This window comes from Thiocapsa imhoffii (assembly GCF_016583985.1).
Taxonomy (GTDB): Bacteria; Pseudomonadota; Gammaproteobacteria; order Chromatiales; family Chromatiaceae; genus Thiocapsa; species Thiocapsa imhoffii.
This window is the reverse complement of record NZ_NRSD01000002.1, coordinates 66601-85277: the sequence shown is the minus strand read 5'-3', so window position 1 is coordinate 85277 and position 18677 is coordinate 66601. Positions and strand designations below refer to the sequence as shown.

Genomic DNA, 18677 nt, shown 5'->3' with positions numbered 1-18677 from the left:
GCCGCTAGGTCGCCTCGCCCGCTGGTGCACCCGCGCGCTGGGCCGTCTCTCTCAGGGCAGACTTCAGCACCTTGCCACTTTCACTCAAGGGCATCTGCTTGAGAATTTCGACGTCGCGAGGGACCGCGTGGGCCGGCAAACGGCGTTTGCAGTAGTGGATGACGGCCTCGGCATTCAGTTCAGCGCCACCACGTACCGTGATGAAGAGATAGATTGCCTCGCCACGCACGGGATCCGGAACCCCGACTGCCGCGGCGGCGACGATGTCTTTCAGCTCGAGTGCGACCGCCTCGACTTCTTGGCTGCTGACACGGTGCCCGAAGCATTTGATGAAATCGGCTTGTCGGTCGACGATGTAGATGAATCCATCCTCATCGACCCGCGCCAGATCCCCAGTCAGCAGCGCCCCACCGGCGAACTTCCGTTCGGTTTCATCCGGCGCGTCGAGATAACCCGGCGAGATATTCTCACCGCGCGCGACGATCTCACCAATCTCCCCGGGTGCCACCGGGTCGCCGTGTTCATTGAGCACCTGCAACGACACCCCCGGGATCCCACGCCCCACCGAGCCCAATTTCGTCCCCAGCATGGCCGGGGGCAAATAGGAGAGCCGCGAGGTGGCCTCGGTCTGACCGTACATGACGAACACCTCGGCATGCGGCACGGCCGCGATCAGCTCCGTAATCAGGGCGTCGGGTAGCTTCCCGCCAGCCTGCTGAATCTTGCGTAGCGTCGGCAACGCGCGTTGACTGAAGGTGGTGTTGCGCAGCAGGGTCTGATAGATCGAGGGCACGCCGGCCATCCCGGTACAGGCGGTCGACTCGAGTTGATCGAGGAGATGCTCGGGATAGAGGAATCGCGCCAGCACCAAGGAGCCACCGACCCGTAGGTGGGTGTGCAACAACGAACAGCCGAAGCAGTAACTGAACGGCAGGATGGACAGCACCCGCTCGCTGGCATCGAGCGCGAGATAGTCAATGATGGAATCCGTGTTCGCCTGCAGATTGCGGTGCGTCTGGCGCACGACCTTCGGGCGTGCCGTGGTCCCCGAGGTGAAGAGGAGGACGGCGTCTGCGTCAGGTCGAACCGCCGCGCTCGGGACCTCGCTCCAGGCTGGGGGCAGCGGGCGTGGCGTGGCGTCTTCGACGAGCAGCGCGGCGCCGTGCGGGAGCACCGCTCGCAGCCGCGGATAGAGCAGGCGTGACACACAAAAGCCTTGGCACTGGATGAAACTCTGTCGCGCCCCCAGCTCCTCCGGCGAGGTGGTCACGGGCAAGGGAACCGCGACCGCGCCGATCTTGAGGGTTGCGAGATAAGACGCGATCCAGAACAGTGAGTTGGCGCCAATGATGGCCACCCGATCACCGACGCCGAGACCCTGCTCGCGCAGCGCCACGGCCATGCTTGCGACAGCCGCGCGCACGTCATGATGCGTGTGGACGGTGGAGCCGGAGAGGATGGCAGCCGCGTCGTCCGCGCCGATCTCGAGCAGGTAGTCAGCGAAATTCATACCCTGGTGCTCTCGCGGACGAGGATCGGCGTCGCGGCCCGACGCATTTAGGAGACGTGACGCTCGACATACCGTGCCAGCAGGTCCACCGAATCGAAATTCTCAGGCGTCAGGTCATCGTCGCCCACCTTGACGCCAAAGGCCTCTTCAACGAAATGGACAAGTTCCATCACGCCCATTGAATCGAGGATGCCCTGCTCGAGAAAGGATGCGTCGTCTTCGTGCGGGTAACCGGTCTCGGAGAAGAGCAGGTTCTCGGCGATGAATTGGCGGATCTGCACTCTGGTATCCATGTCAAAAACCCTATTGATCAGCACTGAGCTGAATGCCTGGGCGAAGCCAGGACGCGCTATTCGATAATGGGAAACAACTGAAGATGACTGCGCGCATTCTCTTCGATCTGATCAGCACGGCAAACGCTCGCGGTCACTCGTGTGAAGGCTAAAGTCCTGGCGTGGGAAAGCGGGAGTCACCCGGGCTTGCCGCGACACCAGTCCGAATCGGGTCCTAAGTCAGTTCCGAGCGTCATGCCAGACCGCAGCGGTGAGGCATACCCTGCGCCCAAGCGGTATCGCCCTGATCAGGCGAGACGATTCGGCCCAGGCCTTCCCCTGTGCTGGATGGATGCGCCGCACCGGGTGCTTGGCAGAGAGAGACCTTACTCGCGGCACCAAGACTCCGACGCGACCGCCATTCCACACCGAGTGCGATGGATCGCCCAGGGGATCGGCGCGGGGCGTGGAGAAACGACTACAATCAGACGCCGATGACGATACACCAGAGTTCAAGGGTTTTCCAGCCCATCCACACGGCCGCACGGTCACTTCAAGCCACTCAAGCACTCGCGACTCGGGCAGCGGACAGACGCCCCGAACCCCGATCGGTCCGCGTTGTTCACAGGAGCGCGCACAGGGCGCAAACCGCAACCTAGGCCTCGCCGCGTCCGCGGACGTTGTTGGCGCACTTGACAGGCGTCGCGCTCATCCACATTTGTTATCCATGATTCGTCGACTGATTTCATCGCTTCTCATCCTCTCACTGGTGAACATGATCACCGGTGGTGTAGTGTGTGCGAGCTGTGGTGAACATCGGACGCTGGGCTTGGAGAAACGCGATGCGTCGCTCGAGCAGCCCATAGCGGCGCCTTGTCATGCCGGACACCAATCACTCTCACCGCCACCCTCACCGCCGGCCACCGCCCACCAGACCCCTGCAAGCAATGCCCTCACCCTCTCACCGGCCAGCATGCCTGACGCCGATCGAGACCAGCAAGAACAGGGGAACTGCGGTGTTTGCCCACTTTGTACCACTCTCGTCGCACAGGTTGACCGGACCAGCCACCCCCCCTTGGATCCTCGCTGGGATGCCCTGATCGTTGCGACTGTTCCCGTGGTCGCCCCGTCCAACCTCTTGCGTCCCCCCAACAGCGCCATCTGAGCCATTCGCCCCTGCCGATCGCCGCACAGTGTGATCGGCGTGCTCTGTTGATTGCTCGAGGTGATGCATGCCGCACTTCACTCCGTTTCGCGCACGCAACCTGACGCTGCGTGCAGGACCAGCGCTCTCTGTCGGCTGGGTCCTTGGGCTCTGTCTGGGGGCGTCGTTCTCGATGCCACTGGGGGCTCACCCCGGCCACGATCACGATGCGGGACCTGCTCCAGCCGTCGCCGTCATGCCACGTGCCGAGGCCTACAGCGACCGGCTCGAACTCTTGATCATGTTGGACGGCAGTGATCTGTTGATCTTCCTGGACGACTTTGCAACCAACGCCCCGATCCTCTCAGCCGACGTCCTGGTCGAGACCCGCACCCCTCAGGGGCCGGAGGAATTCCAAGTCCATGACGAGGGTGATGGTGTCTACCGCCTGTCGGCGCCATGGCTAACCGAACCAGGTCGCCATGACGTCCTCATCAGTGTTCAGGATGACGCCGGTTTCGATCTCTTGACCGCGCGGCTCGAGATTCCAGAACCCGAACGCCCCCAAACCCTGGCCACAAGCTGGTCGAATGAGGATCTCGGAGCACAGGTCGGTGTCCTGGCCCTGGTCTTCCTGCTCGGGTTGGGCGCTGGGATGGGGCTGCGGAGGCGACCACCAATCCCGCCGTTGGCCCACGCCACCAACCGCCATCAGGACGTGGGGGAGCGCCCATGACGCGCACAGCCGTTATGGCGGTGCGAGCACCGCGCTCGCTGCCCGGCCATCGCATCGCGTGGTTGCTCTGGTGCCTCCTGCCTAGCCTGGTGCTCGCGCATCCCGGACACGATCATGGCGTGACAGAGCCAGTTCCGGTCGCGGCTAACCTCCCAACGCGACAGCCCGATGGGAGTCTATTCCTGCCGAAATCCGTGCAACGTCTGTACGGGGTGCGCACGCTGCAGGTTGAACTCACCCAGGTCGGTCACAGCGAGCACGTCATCGGTGAGGTCGTGGCCGATCCCAATGCCAGTGGACTCCTGCAAGCCCCGAAGCTCGGACGCATCCACACCACGGAGCAGGGTCTGCCCGTGTTGGGTCAGGAGGTTACGGCTGGAACCCTCTTGGCCTGGCTCGAACCCCTGCCCACCAGCCTCGAGCGCGCGAACCAAGAGGCGCAGTTGGCCGATCTCGAAGGGCAGCTGGCCCTCTTGCGGCAGCGGCTCGAACGGCTCGAGCAGTTACAGGAGAGCGCACCACGCCAAGAGCTCGAAGACGTCATCCTGCAACTGACGAGTACCGAAGCGCGCCGCGCGGCCGTCTCGCGTGGCCTCGACGAACACCAGCCCTTGTATGCCCCGGTCAGTGGCGTGGTCAGCCAAACCCGACTCCATGCCGGAGCCATCGTCGACGAGCACGAAGCCCTCCTGGAACTGGTCGATCCCCGGCGCCTCCAGGTCACGGCGTTTGTCTCGGATCCAGCCCTCATCGATGCCGTCGTCGACGCCTCGGCGCGAACGGCCAGTGGCGAGCCGCTGCGCTTGCGACTGATCGGCAGCGGCTTGAGGCTCCAAGCTCAAACCCTGCCACTCCAGTTCGAACTCCTCGGCGAGTTCCCCAGGCTGGCACTGGGACAGCCGCTCAGTGTCCTGCTCGAGACGGCGAATCAACGCACGGGCGTGGTGCTGCCACGCCCCGCGGTGGTCCGCCAGGGTGGGGGAGCGGATCAGGTTTGGGTCCATACGTCCGCCGAGCGCTTCACGCCCCGGCTGGTCCGGGTCGAACCCATCGATGCCGAACGGGTGTTGGTGGGCGCGGGACTGACGCCCGGTGAACGTGTGGTCATCCTTGGCGCCTCCTTGTTGAACCAGGTCCGCTGACATGTTCGACGCCATCGTCTGGTTTAGCTTACGCCAGCGTCTCCTGGTGCTGGGCGCGGCACTGCTCTTGATCGTCCTCGGGCTGCTGGCCTTTCGCGAGCTGCCGGTCGATGTCTTCCCCGATCTGGATCGTCCGACGGTCACGCTCATGACGGAAGCGGGCGGCCTGGCCCCGGAGGAAGTCGAGCAACTGGTGACCCTGCCGCTCGAAACGGCCATGAAAGGGCTTCCAAACGTCCAGCGCGTCCGCTCGGTCTCGGGTGTGGGACTCTCCGTGATCGCCGTCGAATTCGATTGGGGGACCGACATCTACCGTCATCGCCAACAGGTCGCCGAACGGCTGACGCTCACCTTGGACGAGATTCCGCCCGGCATCACGCCGCACATGGGTCCGATCAGTTCCATCATGGGCGAGATCATGCTGGTTGCGGTCCCGATCGATCCATCTCAGGCCAGTCCGATGGCGGTGCGTGAATTCGCCGATTGGGTGATGCGCCCGCGCCTGCTCGCGCTGCCTGGGGTGGCGCAAGTGATTCCAATCGGCGGGGAGGTCCGCGAGTATCGCGTCACACCACGCCCGGAGTCCTTGCGCGTACTCGACATCGGGTATGAGGAGCTCATCGCGGCGCTCGAGGATTTTGCCGCGAATCGTGGCGGGGGGTTCCTGGAGCGCGATGCCGAGGAGGTGTTGATCCGCCATTTGGGCCGAACGGACCGTCTGGAGGATCTACAACAGTTGGCCGTGGCCCATCGCAACGGCCGCACCATCATGCTGCGGCAGGTCGCGGACGTGGCGTTCGCCCCGGCACTCAAACGCGGCGAAGCCAGCTTCAACGCCGCGCCCGCCGTGATCCTCTCGATCCAAAAACAACCACAGGTCGATACGTTGACCTTGACCGAGACCATCGAATCCGCCCTCGACGACCTCGCCCGCAACCTGCCCGCCGGGGTGCAGGCACCTCGGATTCTCTTCAAACAGGCCGATTTCATCGCGGCTTCGGTGAACAATGTCACCACGGCCATTCGTGACGGCGCCATCCTGGTCGCGATCGTGCTCCTGCTCTTCCTGCTCGACGTGCGGGTGACGGCCATCACCCTGACGGCGATCCCGCTGGCGGTCTTGGTGACCCTCCTGACGTTCCAGGTGTTCGGTCTCTCGATCAACACCATGACGCTCGGCGGGATCGCCATCGCCATCGGTGAACTGGTCGATGATGCGGTGGTGGGCACCGAGAATGTGCTGCGCCGCCTGAAACAGGCCCGTGTGCGCAGTGGCTACGCCGCGCAGGTCGCGGAGGCCATTCCCATCATCGCCCGCGCCACCATCGAGGTGCGCGCCGGAATCCTCTACTCCACCGCGACCGTGGTCTTGGTCTTCGTCCCACTGTTCGCGCTGCCGGGTATCGAGGGCCGGCTCTTCAGCCCCTTGGGGGTCGCCTACATCGTCTCGATCCTAGCCAGCACCCTGGTAGCCATGACGCTCACCCCGGTGCTCTGCGCCGCCTTGCTGCCCGGCCGACCTCACCTAGAACGGGGCGACAGCCCCGTCGTGCGGCATCTGAAACGCCTGCAGGCAGGGGTGCTCAGCGTCTGCCTCAGAGCGCCGCGGCGCGTCCTCGCCGCGGCGCTCCTGTTGGTCGTGATGGCGGCGGCAAGCCTCCCTTTCCTGCCGCGCAGTTTTCTTCCAGCCTTCAATGAGGGCACCCTGACCATCAATCTGCTGCTGAACCCCGGGGTGTCATTGAGCGAGTCCAACCGCATCGGAACGCTGGCCGAGCAGTTGATTCTGGAGGTTCCCGAGGTCACGCAGGTGGGCCGACGCACCGGTCGGGCCGAGCTCGACGAGCATGCTGAAGGGGTTCATTACAGCGAGATCGACGTTGATCTACGCCGTTCCGAGCGCGATCGTGACGCCATCATGCAGTATATCCGCACCCGTCTCGCGCTGCTCCCGGCGGCGGTCTCAATCGGCCAACCCATCTCACACCGGCTCGATCACATGCTCTCGGGCATCCGCGCGCAGATCGCGCTGAAGATCCACGGGGATGACCTCGACACTCTACGCGCTCAAGCCGCGGCGCTGCTGGAGCGGTTGCGGAACATCCCCGGCCTCACCGATCTGCAGATCGAGAAACAGGTTCTGATTCCACAAGTGACCGTCATCCTCGATCAACCCGCGTTGGCACGCTATGGGATGACGCCGGGCCGGCTCCTGCAACAGCTCGAGACCCTGACCGAAGGTCGGCGCATCACCCAGGTCATCGAGGGCAACCGCCGCTTCGATCTGCGGCTGCAACTGGCCGACCCAGACCGCGACGTCGATGGACTGCGGAGGCTACCCATCGCGACCCCCGCCGGCTTTGTGCCACTGAGCACGCTCGCCGAGATCAGCTTGGGCAGCGGGCCGAATCAGATCAGTCGCGATGACGGCCAACGCCGCATTGTCATTCAGGCCAACAGTCGCGGCGGAGACTTGTCGGCAACCGTCGGACAGGTCCGTGAGGTCATGGCGCGGTTCGCGCGACCCGAAGGCTATTTCTTCGCTCTCGAGGGGCAGTTCCAGGCACAGGAGGAGGCGATGCGCCTGATCGCCATCCTGGGAAGCCTCTCGGTCCTGTTGGTGTTTCTCGCGCTCTACAGCCGCTATCGCTCGAGCGTGCTGGTGCTGATCATCATGGGCAACATCCCGCTCGCCTTGATCGGCGCGGTGGCCGCGCTCTGGATCGTGGGGGCCACACTCTCGGTGGCCAGTCTGGTCGGCTTCATCACGCTGGCGGGCCTGAGCACACGCAACGGGATCCTCAAGATCAGCCACTATCTCCATCTGGCGCGTGACGAAGGTGAGCGCTTCGGCGATGCACTCATCCTCCGCGGCGCGGCGGAACGTCTGACCCCAGTCCTGATGACCGCCTTGGTCACGGCCATCGCGCTGATTCCGCTGCTGGTCGCGGGGCAGGATCCAGGTAAGGAGATCCTCTACCCGGTCGCCGTGGTGATCTTCGGTGGCCTCATCAGCTCCACACTGCTCGATACCGTCGTCACCCCGGTCCTCTTCAAGTGCTATGGGCAGCAACCACTGGCACGCTGGATCGAGCGGAGCGACCTCCCGAGCCCAGTTCGCGGCCTGGGCCAGCGGGACGATCCCTAAAGCCGCTTGCTTCGCCACCAACCCTAAGGAGAACTGAGATGCCACACCAATCAACCCTTCACACTTGGCCACGAGGCCTCACCCGCAGTCGCGCGGGCGGCGGCGTCGCCGCGCTCTGCCTCCTGCTCGCCACGAGCGTGGGCGCGCACGACGACGCCTATCTCGACACCCTAGTCGGACCCAATGGCGGCCAGCTCCGGGTAGCGGGCGATCACCATCTGGAACTGGTGCTTGATCCGCCACGGGAGAGCCCGGCGGCCCTGCATCCGGTTGCCGTCTTTCTGACCGATCACGCCGATCAGCCCATCGCCAGCGCCGGGTTCAGTGCCCGCGCCGTCATTGTCGCCAATCGCGAGCGCACCACCCTCGTGCTCGAGCCGAGCGAGGCGAACCAGCTCAGTGGCACGGGTCTGTTCGGCCATGATCCTGACATGGTCGTGGTGGTCACGCTCACGACTCCCGATCAACTCAACGAGCAGGTCCGTTTCACGCCCTATAAATATCTCGACGGCTCACCACGCGATCCATCTGGCGAGGCCACCGCGACCTCGGACCCGCACGCGCACCATCACTAACCCACGCGAAGGACTGGGCATGCGGATGAATTGCCCAGGCCTTGCGCGAGCCGAGCAATCCGGCAACGCCAGTCAGCCGACCACCGAGTCGCTCGCCTGGGGCCGCGCCGTTCAGACCCACCACCCGGCGAGCGGCTCAGGTGGGATCGATGGGCGGATGCCGAGACGTGACTCTCGGTTGCCCACTCTGATCCTCGGACTTCACATGCAGGGCATAGAGGACGTCTTCGTCGGCGATATGGTCGATGAGCCAATCCTGGGTCATCTCCAGGGCACGATCCGCCAGTTGCTGACTTGGACCGAAGGTTCTCAGGTCACCCTCGAGCGCGTCGAGTTGGCGCATGAAGCGGCCATGTTGACGCAGATGCGCCTCCAGGTCGGGATACGCATGCGCACGCATGAAGGCCTCCTCGGCCTGGAAATGGGTCTCGGCGTAATGACGCATGAAGCCGACGGCCTCGATCACTCCGTCCCGCCCCTCTCGATCGAGAATCGCTTGGTACAATCGATGTGATGCGTTGAAAAAACCACGATGTTGTTGGTCAATCTCATCGATCCCAATGCTGTACACCTCCGACCAGTCTTTCAGCATAGTGTGACCTTCATCTAGCGGACAAATGAACAAGGGGGAGATCCTACACGAGCGTCCCCAACCGCGAGGACGCCTCAGGTCGGGGTTCGGGCTGCCAGGACATCGTCGAGCCAGTCGAACATCCGCTGATGCATCAGCGAACGGCCCATCATCGCACAATGGTCACCGGCACCCTCGGACGCAAGGAAACGAACCAGGACCTTTGGCACCGTCAACGCATCAAAAACCTCGTTCGCCGTCGCGCCCAAGGGATCCTGCTCCTCTTGCGCTAGGAATACTGGGCAACGAATAGCAGGCGCGCTCGCCTCGGTCGTATAGTCGCGCGCGATCGCGAGATACTCGGCGAGCGATGCGACGCCATGCACCCAGAAACCACGTTGAACGATCTTCCAGCGCAATTCAGGGGATGCATTGATCATCGCCATGAAGGGCTCGAAGACGGCGGCATCGGCACTCAGTGGATCCGCCAGCGCCGCGGCCGGAAGATCTTTGAAGAGCCGCTCCATGGGACGCCACAGACCGGACAGACCTGGGTCTGCGAGACAAGCGGCCAAGCGATGCTCGCCCGCGGCCGCCCGCAACGCCAGATAGCCACCGAAACTCCATCCCGCCAGGGCGATCCGCCGTGGATCGACATCCGCGCGCCCCCAGGCTAGGTCAACGACCGGACGGACCACGGCCTCCCAATCGGGTCGCATCGGCAGACCCTGGCGAATCAAGACACGCCCCTGACCAGGGCCGTCAAAGAGCAGGCAGTGATATCCACGCCGGTTCGCCGCCACGGCAAACGCAAAGTACATCTCATGCAGGGTGGAGTCATAGCCGTTAGTGGCGATCAGGAGCGGTGCGCGGCCGGAACTCCGCAGCGCGGGGCAGAAGTACCCTGGAAGGGTCGTCCCCTGGTAGGGAATCTCGAGCGGCTGAAGGGGTGGGTCAGCCCGCTCGGCGAACGCCTGGAATGCCGCCGACTCGCGCTCGAAACAATCGACCACCGCCTCTTCGGTGGGCGCCCCATAATGCATCAGGTAGGCCGTGCGGAAATAGTTCGATGCGCGCAGATAGGCCTCGCGCGCACTGACCGCATGGCCTGCCGCGGCGCAGGCATCCCCGATTGCGGCGACCCGTTGCGCCGTCGCGCTCCACTCGCGCAACCAGGCGTCATGATCACCAGGTGGCACGCGCTGCATCGTCGTCAGACACTCACCAAAATCCGCGCCACCGAACTGCATATGCATCAGTGACCGCATGGCCTGGTCGTTGAAGAAGCGATCGCTCGACAGCATGCTCGTTGCCCTTGCGTTGAGGAGAACCCGATCCGAACCGTCTCAGCCGGATGATCGCATGAGGTCATCAAGCGGATGGCGCGCCGATACGGCTGAATTGAATCACGAGCACCAGCCGTAATCCAATCGCAGACCGACCTGTGGAGTCGCCTGAACTGCTGTACCGTCGCGCCGCGGCAACGCACACCAACCCGTTCTGGGCATGCCGTGCTCCAAACCCGCGCATCATGGGCGCGCATCCACGGGCGCGCATCACGGGGCCATGCGGATCAGCGGCCAAAATTCGTTCTTGAAATGTGTACGTTCTCGCTCTATGGTTGCAGGGCACGAATCGTTTACGAAACGACCGTGTCATCTCGATCCGCAATCAGGAGAACCAGCATGTCGCAAAACCAGATGTCCCAGACCGGCCACCGGACCGCATTGCTTATGAGCCTGTTCGGCGCGGTCCTTATCCTCGGAGTCAGCACCACGACCTTTGCCGCAACCGTGTGCAAGGGGATGGAGCAAGCGCTCTGCGAGACCTCCGAGGAGTGTCGCTGGCAAGCCGGATACACCCGCAAGGATGGCATCGAAGTCAGCAGCCACTGCCGCGGCTCGGGAAGGAAGAAGGAAGCCGTGCCGGAAGCAACGCCTGAGGTCAGTGCCGACGTCACGAGTGAATCGACCTCCTAAGCGGCCGCGCCCGACTGGTTCCGCGAGCGGACCCATCAGGTGATGATGCTGTCCGCGAACCAGTCGGGCCAATCAACGCACCGGCATCCCGCCCCGAGCACTCATAGTGACCCCCAGGAACCCCGCCGCCGATGCACACGAAGATGCGGCAGCAGGAGTCCGATCAGGATGCCGATGAGTGTCACTCCAGCGCCAATCAAAAACCAGCGTTGCTGGTCCCGATTGGTGAGATCGCGGTTGGCCTGCTCCAGCATCGCCCGCTCACGCATGAGTTCGCTGACCTGGATGCGCAAACGTTCCCGGTCATTGGTGATGTCCAGGATGTTGGCCGAGGCACGCCGAAGGGTCGCGAGGTCCTGCTCGGCTTGCCGTTTCTCGCGTTCGAGGACGTCGAAGTCGTGACGCATCCGCATCTGTTCGCTCTGCAGTGCCGCCAACCGCGCGCTCAGGGCATCGGGGTCGGCCTGGAGATCAGCGAGGCGCGCCTCCAGTTCGGCCAGCCGGGCACGCGCCACCGGTTCCTCTTGCAACTGATGCTCGAGCACGAAGCCGACCGTGCCGTCCTCAAGGCGAACCCGAGCATAGCCGGTCGTGGCGTCGACGTCTAAAACCGTCACGGGGGTCCCACTCGGCAGCATGCGAATGACGCGATGTCGAGTCGTCTCTCCGGTCCTGAGGGTGACCTCGAGCACATCCGTGACATAGCGCGTCTGCGCCCACGCGAACCCGCTGCAGACGATTTGAAGGATCAGGAGCGACAGAACGAGAACTCGCAGTCGATTCACCTGGCGTCCTCACGGGTTCCGGTGTGCGGGCTGCACGGGCGCGCTGACCGCGGCGGGCTGGTTCGTCGCATGATGAGCACCCACCCAGCCACGGCCTCGCTCAATGCGCTGGCGTATCGGTGAGTCCAAGGAGCAGGAATTCCAGCAGGGCCTTCTGTGCGTGCAGACGATTTTCTGCCTCGTCCCAGACGATCGACTGCGGCCCGTCGATCACCGAGGCAGCCACCTCCTCACCACGATGCGCCGGCAGACAATGCATGAAGAGCGCATCGGCGGCGGCGCGTGCCATCACGGCATCGGTCACCTGATAGGGTGCGAACATGGCCATGCGCCGCGCCTGCTCGTCTTCTTGTCCCATGCTCGCCCAGACATCGGTGACGATCAGATCCGCACCCTCCGCGGCCTCGTGTGGATCGCGCAGGATCTGACAGCGGTCCCCAAGCCTGCTCAGCAAAACAGGGTCTGGATCGAAACCTTCAGGACAGGCGATGCGCAGTTCAAAATCGAACATCTGCGCCGCTTCCATGAAGGAATGGCACATATTGTTGCCATCACCGATCCAGGTCACGCGCCGCCCACGGATCTCACCACGATGCTCCCGGTAGGTCTGCATGTCAGCGAGGATCTGACAGGGGTGCAAATAATCCGTCAGTCCGTTGATCACGGGCACCCGCGAATGAGCTGCGAAGCGCTCCACGGTCTCATGATGGAAGGTCCGAATCATGACAACATCGACCATCCGCGAGAGCACCCGTGCACTGTCCTCGATCGGTTCGCCACGCCCGAGTTGGGTATCGCGTGGTGAGAGGAACAGGGCATGACCGCCGAGTTGCGCCATCCCGACCTCGAACGAGACCCGAGTCCGGGTCGAGGACTTCTCGAAAATCATCGCAAGCGTCCGATGATGAAGAGGACGGTAATCCTCTTGCGCATACAGCATGCGTTTCAATTCGGTCGCGCGCGCGAGCAGGGCATGTGCCTCATCAGCAGTGAGGTCATGCAAGGCGAGAAAGTGTCGGCAATCACCGATGCGACGAGCTTCCATGAACTTCCACCTCGATCCGGAGAAGGACGATTCCGAGACGGGGCTCAGGCATCGCGCAAAAACCGCTCGATCAACTCCCCAAGTTGATCGAGCAATTGATCGGCCTCGGGGCGCTCAAGGATCAACGGCGGCAAGAGCCGCACGACTCGTTCCGCCGTCACATTGATCAAGAGTCCAGCCGCCAGGGCCAACGCGACGAGGTCGGCACAGGGCCGGTCCAGCTCGATCCCCAGCATCAAGCCGCGGCCACGCACTTCGACCACACCCGGCACTTCGGCCAGCCGCTCGCGGAACCCTTGGAGTAAATAGGCCCCTTGAGTCTCGGCGTTGGCGATGAGGTCGTCGGCGGCCATGGTGTCCAACACAGCACGCGCGGCGCGACAGACCAGCGGATTCCCGCCAAAGGTCGAACCGTGCGTCCCGGGGCCTAGCACCTCGGCCGCGGCACCGCGCGCGAGACAGGCCCCAATCGGTACGCCATTGGCGAGCCCCTTGGCCAGGGTGACCACGTCGGGGGCGGCCCCACTGTGGTCGTGTCCGAAAAAACGTCCAGTGCGCCCCATGCCGGTTTGGATCTCGTCGCAGATCAGCAACCAGCCGTGGCGGTCGCATAGGGCACGCAACCGTTCCCCATAATCGGCCGCCGGAATCCGGATTCCACCCTCGCCCTGGATCGGTTCGACCAAGATCGCAACGATGTTCGGACGATTCGAGGCAGCGGTTTCGATTGCCGCAATGTCGTTGTAGGGAACACGCACGAAGCCTTGCACCAAGGGCTCGAAGCCGGCCTGGACTTTGCGGTTGCCCGTCGCCGAGAGCGTGGCCAGGGTGCGGCCGTGGAAACTATTCTCCATGACCAAGATCGCCGGGTTCTCGATGCCCTGGCGGTGAGCGTGGAGTCGCGCGAGTTTGATCGCGGCCTCGTTCGCCTCGGCGCCGGAGTTGGCGAAGAAGACGCGCTCCATTCCGGCCTGCGCGGTCAGCATGGCGCCGAGCCGTTCCTGCTCGGTGATGCGATAAAGATTGGAGGTATGCAGCAGCACGCCGGCTTGCTCACAGAGGGCATCGCGAACGGCTGGATGCGCATGGCCTAGCCCACACACGGCGATGCCCGAGAGCGCGTCAAGGTAGCGTCGACCCTCGGTATCCCAGAGCCAAACCCCTTCTCCGCGCGCAAAGGCTACGGGTAGACGTCGGTAGGTGGCCATCAAGGGTTCGCTCATCGCGATTGACCCCGCTAGTGCGCAACAAAACAAAAAAGGCGGTTCCTCGAAACGGAAACCGCCTCGACTCAAAGGCGAAGCCGCGAAATATAACGCGAAACGAACCTCAGCGACAAGATCCGGCGTGCACTCAGTCCCCAAACCAAACGGGCGCACGCACGGGGGACCTCATCCGGACCCCACGCGCCAGCGCGGCAACGGCCTTGCCGAGATGCTCCGTACGACCCCGTTCAGGGCCTCCGCCTGATTGCGCGCCGGCTCCACCGCACCGCGATCACATTAGACTCATCCGCTGCATCACCCCATCACGCTTGACCCGCCAATGATAGAGGGCCGCCCCGGTGTGGAGCAGGATCAACCCAATGAGGATCCAACTGATCAGCGCATGAAGCTGGAAGAAGGCACCACTCAGCTCATCGTTCCGACCGATCAAGCCCGGCAAGGTCCAATCGAAGAACTGCACGGGAAAACCACCCGCCGCCGTGCCCAACCAGCCAAAGATCGGGATCGCGATCAAGGCGGTATAGAACAGCGTGTGCGTGAGGAGCCCGACCGCATGTTCGACGCGGTTAAGCTCGGGTTGATAGGCCGGTGGGCGAAAGACCTGCCGCAGGATCAGACGCAGCAACATGAGCGCCAGCACCAGCACACCAAAGGTCTTGTGATAGGTGTAGAGCAGGTTCGTGATATCGGACCCAACCAGCTCGACAAGCTTGTCGTAGCCCACATTCGCCAAGATCGTGCCGATGACCAGCAGACCCAGAACAAGCAGGACGATGATCCAATGCAACAGTCGTTGAACAAGGGTATAGCGCAAGGTCTCCATAGCATCCTCCGTGGACTCAGGATTGGTGCGGAACAGGATCTCACCCGCGGCATGAACGAGCGAACGTCTCCGCGAAAAGGATCGAGGGATACGTGATCGCGTCGTCGATCACTTCTGTCGGCACACTAGGATGACTCGCCACCCAAAGTCTGGCGCGCGTCTCCCATTCAACACGGTCGACGGGCGCGAGTATAACCGCTCGTTTCCTCGACACTCTAGGGCGTGATCCGCGCAGAATGCCGAGCCGCTGTGGCGATTCAGTCGCCAGGAGACGCTGCGGATCACCGCTCACTTACTCGATCCGGGCTAGGACTTCGCGACCAGACATTATGATGCGGCGACTCCGGTCAAGCTGGTTTCGTCGTGCCTGAACAGCTCCAGATCGCTCCAGGGGTGCTCGATCCACTCGAGCGCGGGGATCGCCGTTGGCCCGGGACAGTCCGCGACACAGCCGCGAACACCCGCGATGGCGATCAGGGATTCACCCAGGAAGACGAGGGGCACGAACGGACGCACCCAGCGGGGGATTGCCGCATCCTGAAAGACCTTTTTCAACGCACGGCGCGGACCGCCCGTGCGCACCCGGCAGAGGGCACCGCGCACCCCGAAACGAACCGTCATGGCATCGCCTTCACCGAAACGCGCGCTGGACTCCATGCGCTCGAACGGCGCGTGAATCCAGCGCAGTTGCCCCAGCGGCGGCGGCAGACGCAAACCTGCCCGCTGCTGGTCCGGGGACCAGTCGAGCGCCCCGCTGGGCGGCAGCGGCAGGGGTGGGATAGCAAAGAGATCATGACGATAGCGACGGATCTCGCAGCCTGACCAGGCCACGAGCGGGTCGGCATCCGGGCCCGCCGGGAGGATCTCCTCAAGCACCCGTTCCAGGACGCGCGTGCTCGGCAGCGCAAAGCCGCGTTGCCGAATCCAGAGTCGGAGGACCGCCTTTTGCTCGGGACGCGCGAGGGATGCGAGGATACGGCAGTCAAGGGTTCCCGGCCGGGTTCCGCGCGTCTCCGCCAGTTGCGATGACGCCAACGCATCGACCCACAGGGCAACCTCCGCACAATGGTTGGCCGAACGCGCCAAGGTCTCGGAGACCGCCGGCCAGCGCCTGCGCAGCAGCGGCATGACGCGGTGGCGAAGCAGATTGCGATCCAGCCACAACGCATCGTTGCTGGGATCATCGATCCAACGCAACCCCTGCGCCTTGGCGTAAGCGGCTAAGGCGGCGCGCGACACCCCGAGGAGCGGCCGCGCCAAACGTCCCAGGCCCAGCGCTGTCACGCTTGGCATCGCGGCCAGACCCTGCACCCCACTGCCACGGATCAAGGCCAGCAGGAGGGTTTCGGCTTGATCGTCCTGCGTGTGGGCGGTCAGCAGGAGATCGCCAGGCTGCAAGCGCGCCGCGCACGCCCGATAGCGAGCCGTGCGCGCCAGCGCCTCGACACTCATACCCGCGACCGGTTGGAGGTTGAGACGCTGCACCTCAAAGGGCAAGTCGTGGTTTTCGCAGACCGCTCGGCAATGAGCGGCCCAGCGCGCTGAGTCGGGATGCAGTCCGTGATCGAGATGGATGACGCGCAGTCGACCCGGGAGGTCGGCACGCACCGCATGCAAGGCATGCAACAACACCGTCGAGTCCAGTCCACCGCTAAACGCGAGCCAACACTCAGCGACCGGCGCGAGCCGATCAAGATCGGCCACAAGCCGGCCGGGGACGAACCCGGTCATCGCCTCACCGCGCCGCCACGACGCGCTCGTCCTTGAACTTGCCATAGGCCTTGTAGCGCGCGTAGCGTTGCGCCACCAGAATATCCGGATCCAACCCACACAACTCATCAAGACGTGACAACAGGGCCGCTTTGATGGAGGCGGCCATCGCATCGGGATTGCGGTGCGCCCCACCCAGGGGTTCCTTGATGATCTGATCGATCAGACCTTGTTCGAGCAATTTGTCGGAGGTGATCGCCATCGCCTCGGCCGCCAACTGTGCCTTCTCCGAACTCTTCCAGAGAATCGAGGCGCAGCCCTCCGGCGAGATCACCGAATAGGTGCCGAACTGCAGCATCCCGAGCCAGTCGCCAACCCCGATGGCCAGCGCCCCGCCCGACCCACCTTCGCCGACCACGGTACAGAGGATCGGGGTCCGCAGCCGGAACATCTCGCGCAGATTGCGCGCGATCGCCTCGCTTTGACCCCGCTCCTCGGCGCCGACGCCCGGATAGGCCCCCGGGGTGTCGATAAAGGTGAGGATCGGCAGACTGAACCGCTCCGCCAGCTCCATCAGACGCAGCGCCTTGCGGTATCCCTCCGGGCGCGGCATGCCGAAGTTGCGCATGATCTTCTCTTTGGTATCACGGCCTTTCTGATGGCCGATCACCACCACCGGACGGCCATCGATCCGCGCCAACCCCCCGACAATGGCCTGATCATCGGCGAAGGCTCGATCACCATGTAGCTCATGGAACTCATCGAAGATCCGCCGCGTATAATCGAGGAAATAGGGCCGCAGTGGGTGACGCGAGAGCTGCGAAATCTGCCACGGCGAGAGTGAGGAGAAAATCGACTCGGTCAAGGCGATGCATTTCGTCTGCAGTCGCTCGATCTCCTCTTGGATATCGAGCTCGCTGTCGAAACGCACCAACCGCAGTTCCTCGATCTTAGCCTCGAGCTCGGCAATGGGCTGTTCGAAGTCGAGATAATTCAGATCCATAACCATCGCGCCATCAGTGAAAACGAGCGCGAGTCTCGCACCGCGCACGCCGAAGTTCAACCTGCAACCTGGAGCGCGCCAGGTTGCAGGGAGCGCAGCTGGATGCCGTCATTGGCGCACCCCATGACTGGGTCGCGAGCAGTGCCCGCTGCTTGCCTGCGTGCGAGTGGCAATGCAACCGGCTGGCTCGATGCCCACCGCGCTTGACTCAGCTCGGGCCGGCTCAACCCGCGGGGTAACGAGCAGAGACGAGGCGCTCGAGCAATTGGAACAAGAGCGCGTTGGCATTGTGGTAGAGACTGGGCGCGGCACCGAGCAGGGTCGTTTCACTCTGCACCCAGGGTCCAGGAACCAGCTCATCGCGACACTGCTCGATGATGGCCGCGGCCGTGACCGGCGTCGTCTCGAGGTGGAACTGCAGCCCGAGCACCTGCTCCCCGAGGTGGAACGCCTGGTTCGCACAGGCCGTGCTGAAGGCCAACCGGGTCGCACCGGGAGGGAGATCGAAGGTCTCCCCATGCCAGTGGAAGACCGGAATCGCGGGCGGAAAACCCCAGGCAGGCGCGGGCTGGACGGCGTTCTCCCGCACGGCGGATACCGGGAACCACCCAATCTCCTTCTCAAGATTTGGGTAGACCCGAGCACCGAGCGCACTGGCGATGAGTTGCGCGCCGAGACAGATGCCGAGCGTCGGGATGCCCTGCTCGATCGCCCTGCGCACGAACTCCTTCTCAGGCTCCAACCACGGCAGTTGCGCGGTGTCGTTGACGCTCATGGGCCCACCCATGAGAATCAACAGATCCAGCTCCTGAAGGTGCACCGGTAAGGTTGCCTCGTCATAGAAGCGGGTGTAGCTCCACTGAGCACCGCGTGCACGCAGCCAGTCGGCGATCGCACCGATGTCTTCGAATGGCACATGTTGAAGAACGTGAACCTTCACCGAGGACTCCTCATCACCCGCAGCGATGGGCGTTGCAACAACCGCTATGATCGGTGCTTGCTTCGGCC

The 18677-nt window shown here is 63.7% G+C and carries 16 protein-coding genes; 5 read left to right on the top strand and 11 right to left on the bottom strand.

The genetic code is table 11. The annotated features are described in order from the left end of the window. Positions 1–4 precede the first annotated feature (4 nt). Together CKO25_RS02865 and CKO25_RS02860 are read right to left on the bottom strand one after the other, a co-directional pair. Positions 5–1510, bottom strand: a complete 1506-nt coding sequence (locus CKO25_RS02865; protein WP_200386426.1) for a class I adenylate-forming enzyme family protein — start codon at positions 1508–1510, stop codon at positions 5–7. Between the two features lie 47 nt (positions 1511–1557). Further along, complete coding sequence (locus tag CKO25_RS02860; protein WP_200386425.1) at positions 1558–1803, bottom strand: acyl carrier protein; 246 nt, start codon at positions 1801–1803, stop codon at positions 1558–1560. Between the two features lie 1211 nt (positions 1804–3014). On the opposite strand from CKO25_RS02860, the gene CKO25_RS02855 reads away from it, so the two are divergent. From CKO25_RS02855 to CKO25_RS02840, 4 genes are read left to right on the top strand one after another with little or no spacing between them, the layout of a single operon-like run. Next, the gene (locus CKO25_RS02855) at positions 3015–3662 is read left to right on the top strand and encodes a hypothetical protein (protein ID WP_200386424.1); all 648 of its coding nucleotides are present in this window, start codon (positions 3015–3017) and stop codon (positions 3660–3662) included. Next, positions 3659–4804, top strand: a complete 1146-nt coding sequence (locus CKO25_RS02850) for an efflux RND transporter periplasmic adaptor subunit (RefSeq protein WP_200386423.1) — start codon at positions 3659–3661, stop codon at positions 4802–4804. Before CKO25_RS02855 ends, CKO25_RS02850 begins: the two co-directional genes overlap by 4 nt. A gap of 1 nt (position 4805) precedes the next feature. Continuing rightward, positions 4806–7952, top strand: a complete 3147-nt coding sequence (locus CKO25_RS02845) for an efflux RND transporter permease subunit (protein WP_200386422.1) — start codon at positions 4806–4808, stop codon at positions 7950–7952. Between the two features lie 38 nt (positions 7953–7990). Next, entirely contained in the window at positions 7991–8527 is a 537-nt protein-coding gene (locus CKO25_RS02840; protein ID WP_200386421.1) for a hypothetical protein, read from the top strand. Between the two features lie 136 nt (positions 8528–8663). On the opposite strand, the gene CKO25_RS02835 is transcribed toward CKO25_RS02840, so the two are convergent. Together CKO25_RS02835 and CKO25_RS02830 are read right to left on the bottom strand one after the other, a co-directional pair. Further along, on the bottom strand, positions 8664–9119 hold the full coding sequence (locus CKO25_RS02835; protein ID WP_200386420.1) for a bacteriohemerythrin: 456 nt from the start codon (positions 9117–9119) through the stop codon (positions 8664–8666). Between the two features lie 74 nt (positions 9120–9193). After that, a complete protein-coding gene (locus CKO25_RS02830) occupies positions 9194–10402 on the bottom strand; it encodes an alpha/beta hydrolase family protein (RefSeq protein ID WP_200386419.1) in 1209 nt (402 codons plus the stop codon). Between the two features lie 381 nt (positions 10403–10783). Here CKO25_RS02830 and CKO25_RS02825 point away from each other — a divergent pair, with 381 nt between their 5' ends. Further along, the gene (locus CKO25_RS02825) at positions 10784–11077 is read left to right on the top strand and encodes a hypothetical protein (protein WP_200386418.1); all 294 of its coding nucleotides are present in this window, start codon (positions 10784–10786) and stop codon (positions 11075–11077) included. Between the two features lie 101 nt (positions 11078–11178). On the opposite strand, the gene CKO25_RS02820 is transcribed toward CKO25_RS02825, so the two are convergent. From CKO25_RS02820 to CKO25_RS02790, 7 genes are all read right to left on the bottom strand, one after another. Then, a complete protein-coding gene (locus CKO25_RS02820; protein ID WP_200386417.1) occupies positions 11179–11862 on the bottom strand; it encodes a TIGR04211 family SH3 domain-containing protein in 684 nt (227 codons plus the stop codon). Between the two features lie 100 nt (positions 11863–11962). Then, positions 11963–12907: an ornithine carbamoyltransferase gene (gene argF / locus CKO25_RS02815; RefSeq protein ID WP_200386416.1), complete on the bottom strand. Its 945-nt coding sequence runs from the start codon at positions 12905–12907 to the stop codon at positions 11963–11965. Between the two features lie 44 nt (positions 12908–12951). Then, the gene (locus tag CKO25_RS02810; RefSeq protein ID WP_200386415.1) at positions 12952–14130 is read right to left on the bottom strand and encodes an aspartate aminotransferase family protein; all 1179 of its coding nucleotides are present in this window, start codon (positions 14128–14130) and stop codon (positions 12952–12954) included. Between the two features lie 274 nt (positions 14131–14404). Then, positions 14405–14956 (bottom strand): cytochrome b, encoded by a 552-nt coding sequence (locus CKO25_RS02805; RefSeq protein ID WP_200386414.1) that lies wholly within the window; start codon positions 14954–14956, stop codon positions 14405–14407. Between the two features lie 327 nt (positions 14957–15283). Next, positions 15284–16687 (bottom strand): tRNA lysidine(34) synthetase TilS, encoded by a 1404-nt coding sequence (tilS, locus tag CKO25_RS02800; RefSeq protein WP_200386413.1) that lies wholly within the window; start codon positions 16685–16687, stop codon positions 15284–15286. A gap of 4 nt (positions 16688–16691) precedes the next feature. Next, a complete protein-coding gene (gene accA, locus CKO25_RS02795) occupies positions 16692–17669 on the bottom strand; it encodes an acetyl-CoA carboxylase carboxyl transferase subunit alpha (protein ID WP_200386412.1) in 978 nt (325 codons plus the stop codon). A 223-nt stretch (positions 17670–17892) separates the two neighbouring features. Next, complete coding sequence (locus CKO25_RS02790) at positions 17893–18609, bottom strand: glutamine amidotransferase-related protein (protein WP_200386411.1); 717 nt, start codon at positions 18607–18609, stop codon at positions 17893–17895. Between the last annotated feature and the right edge of the window lie 68 nt (positions 18610–18677).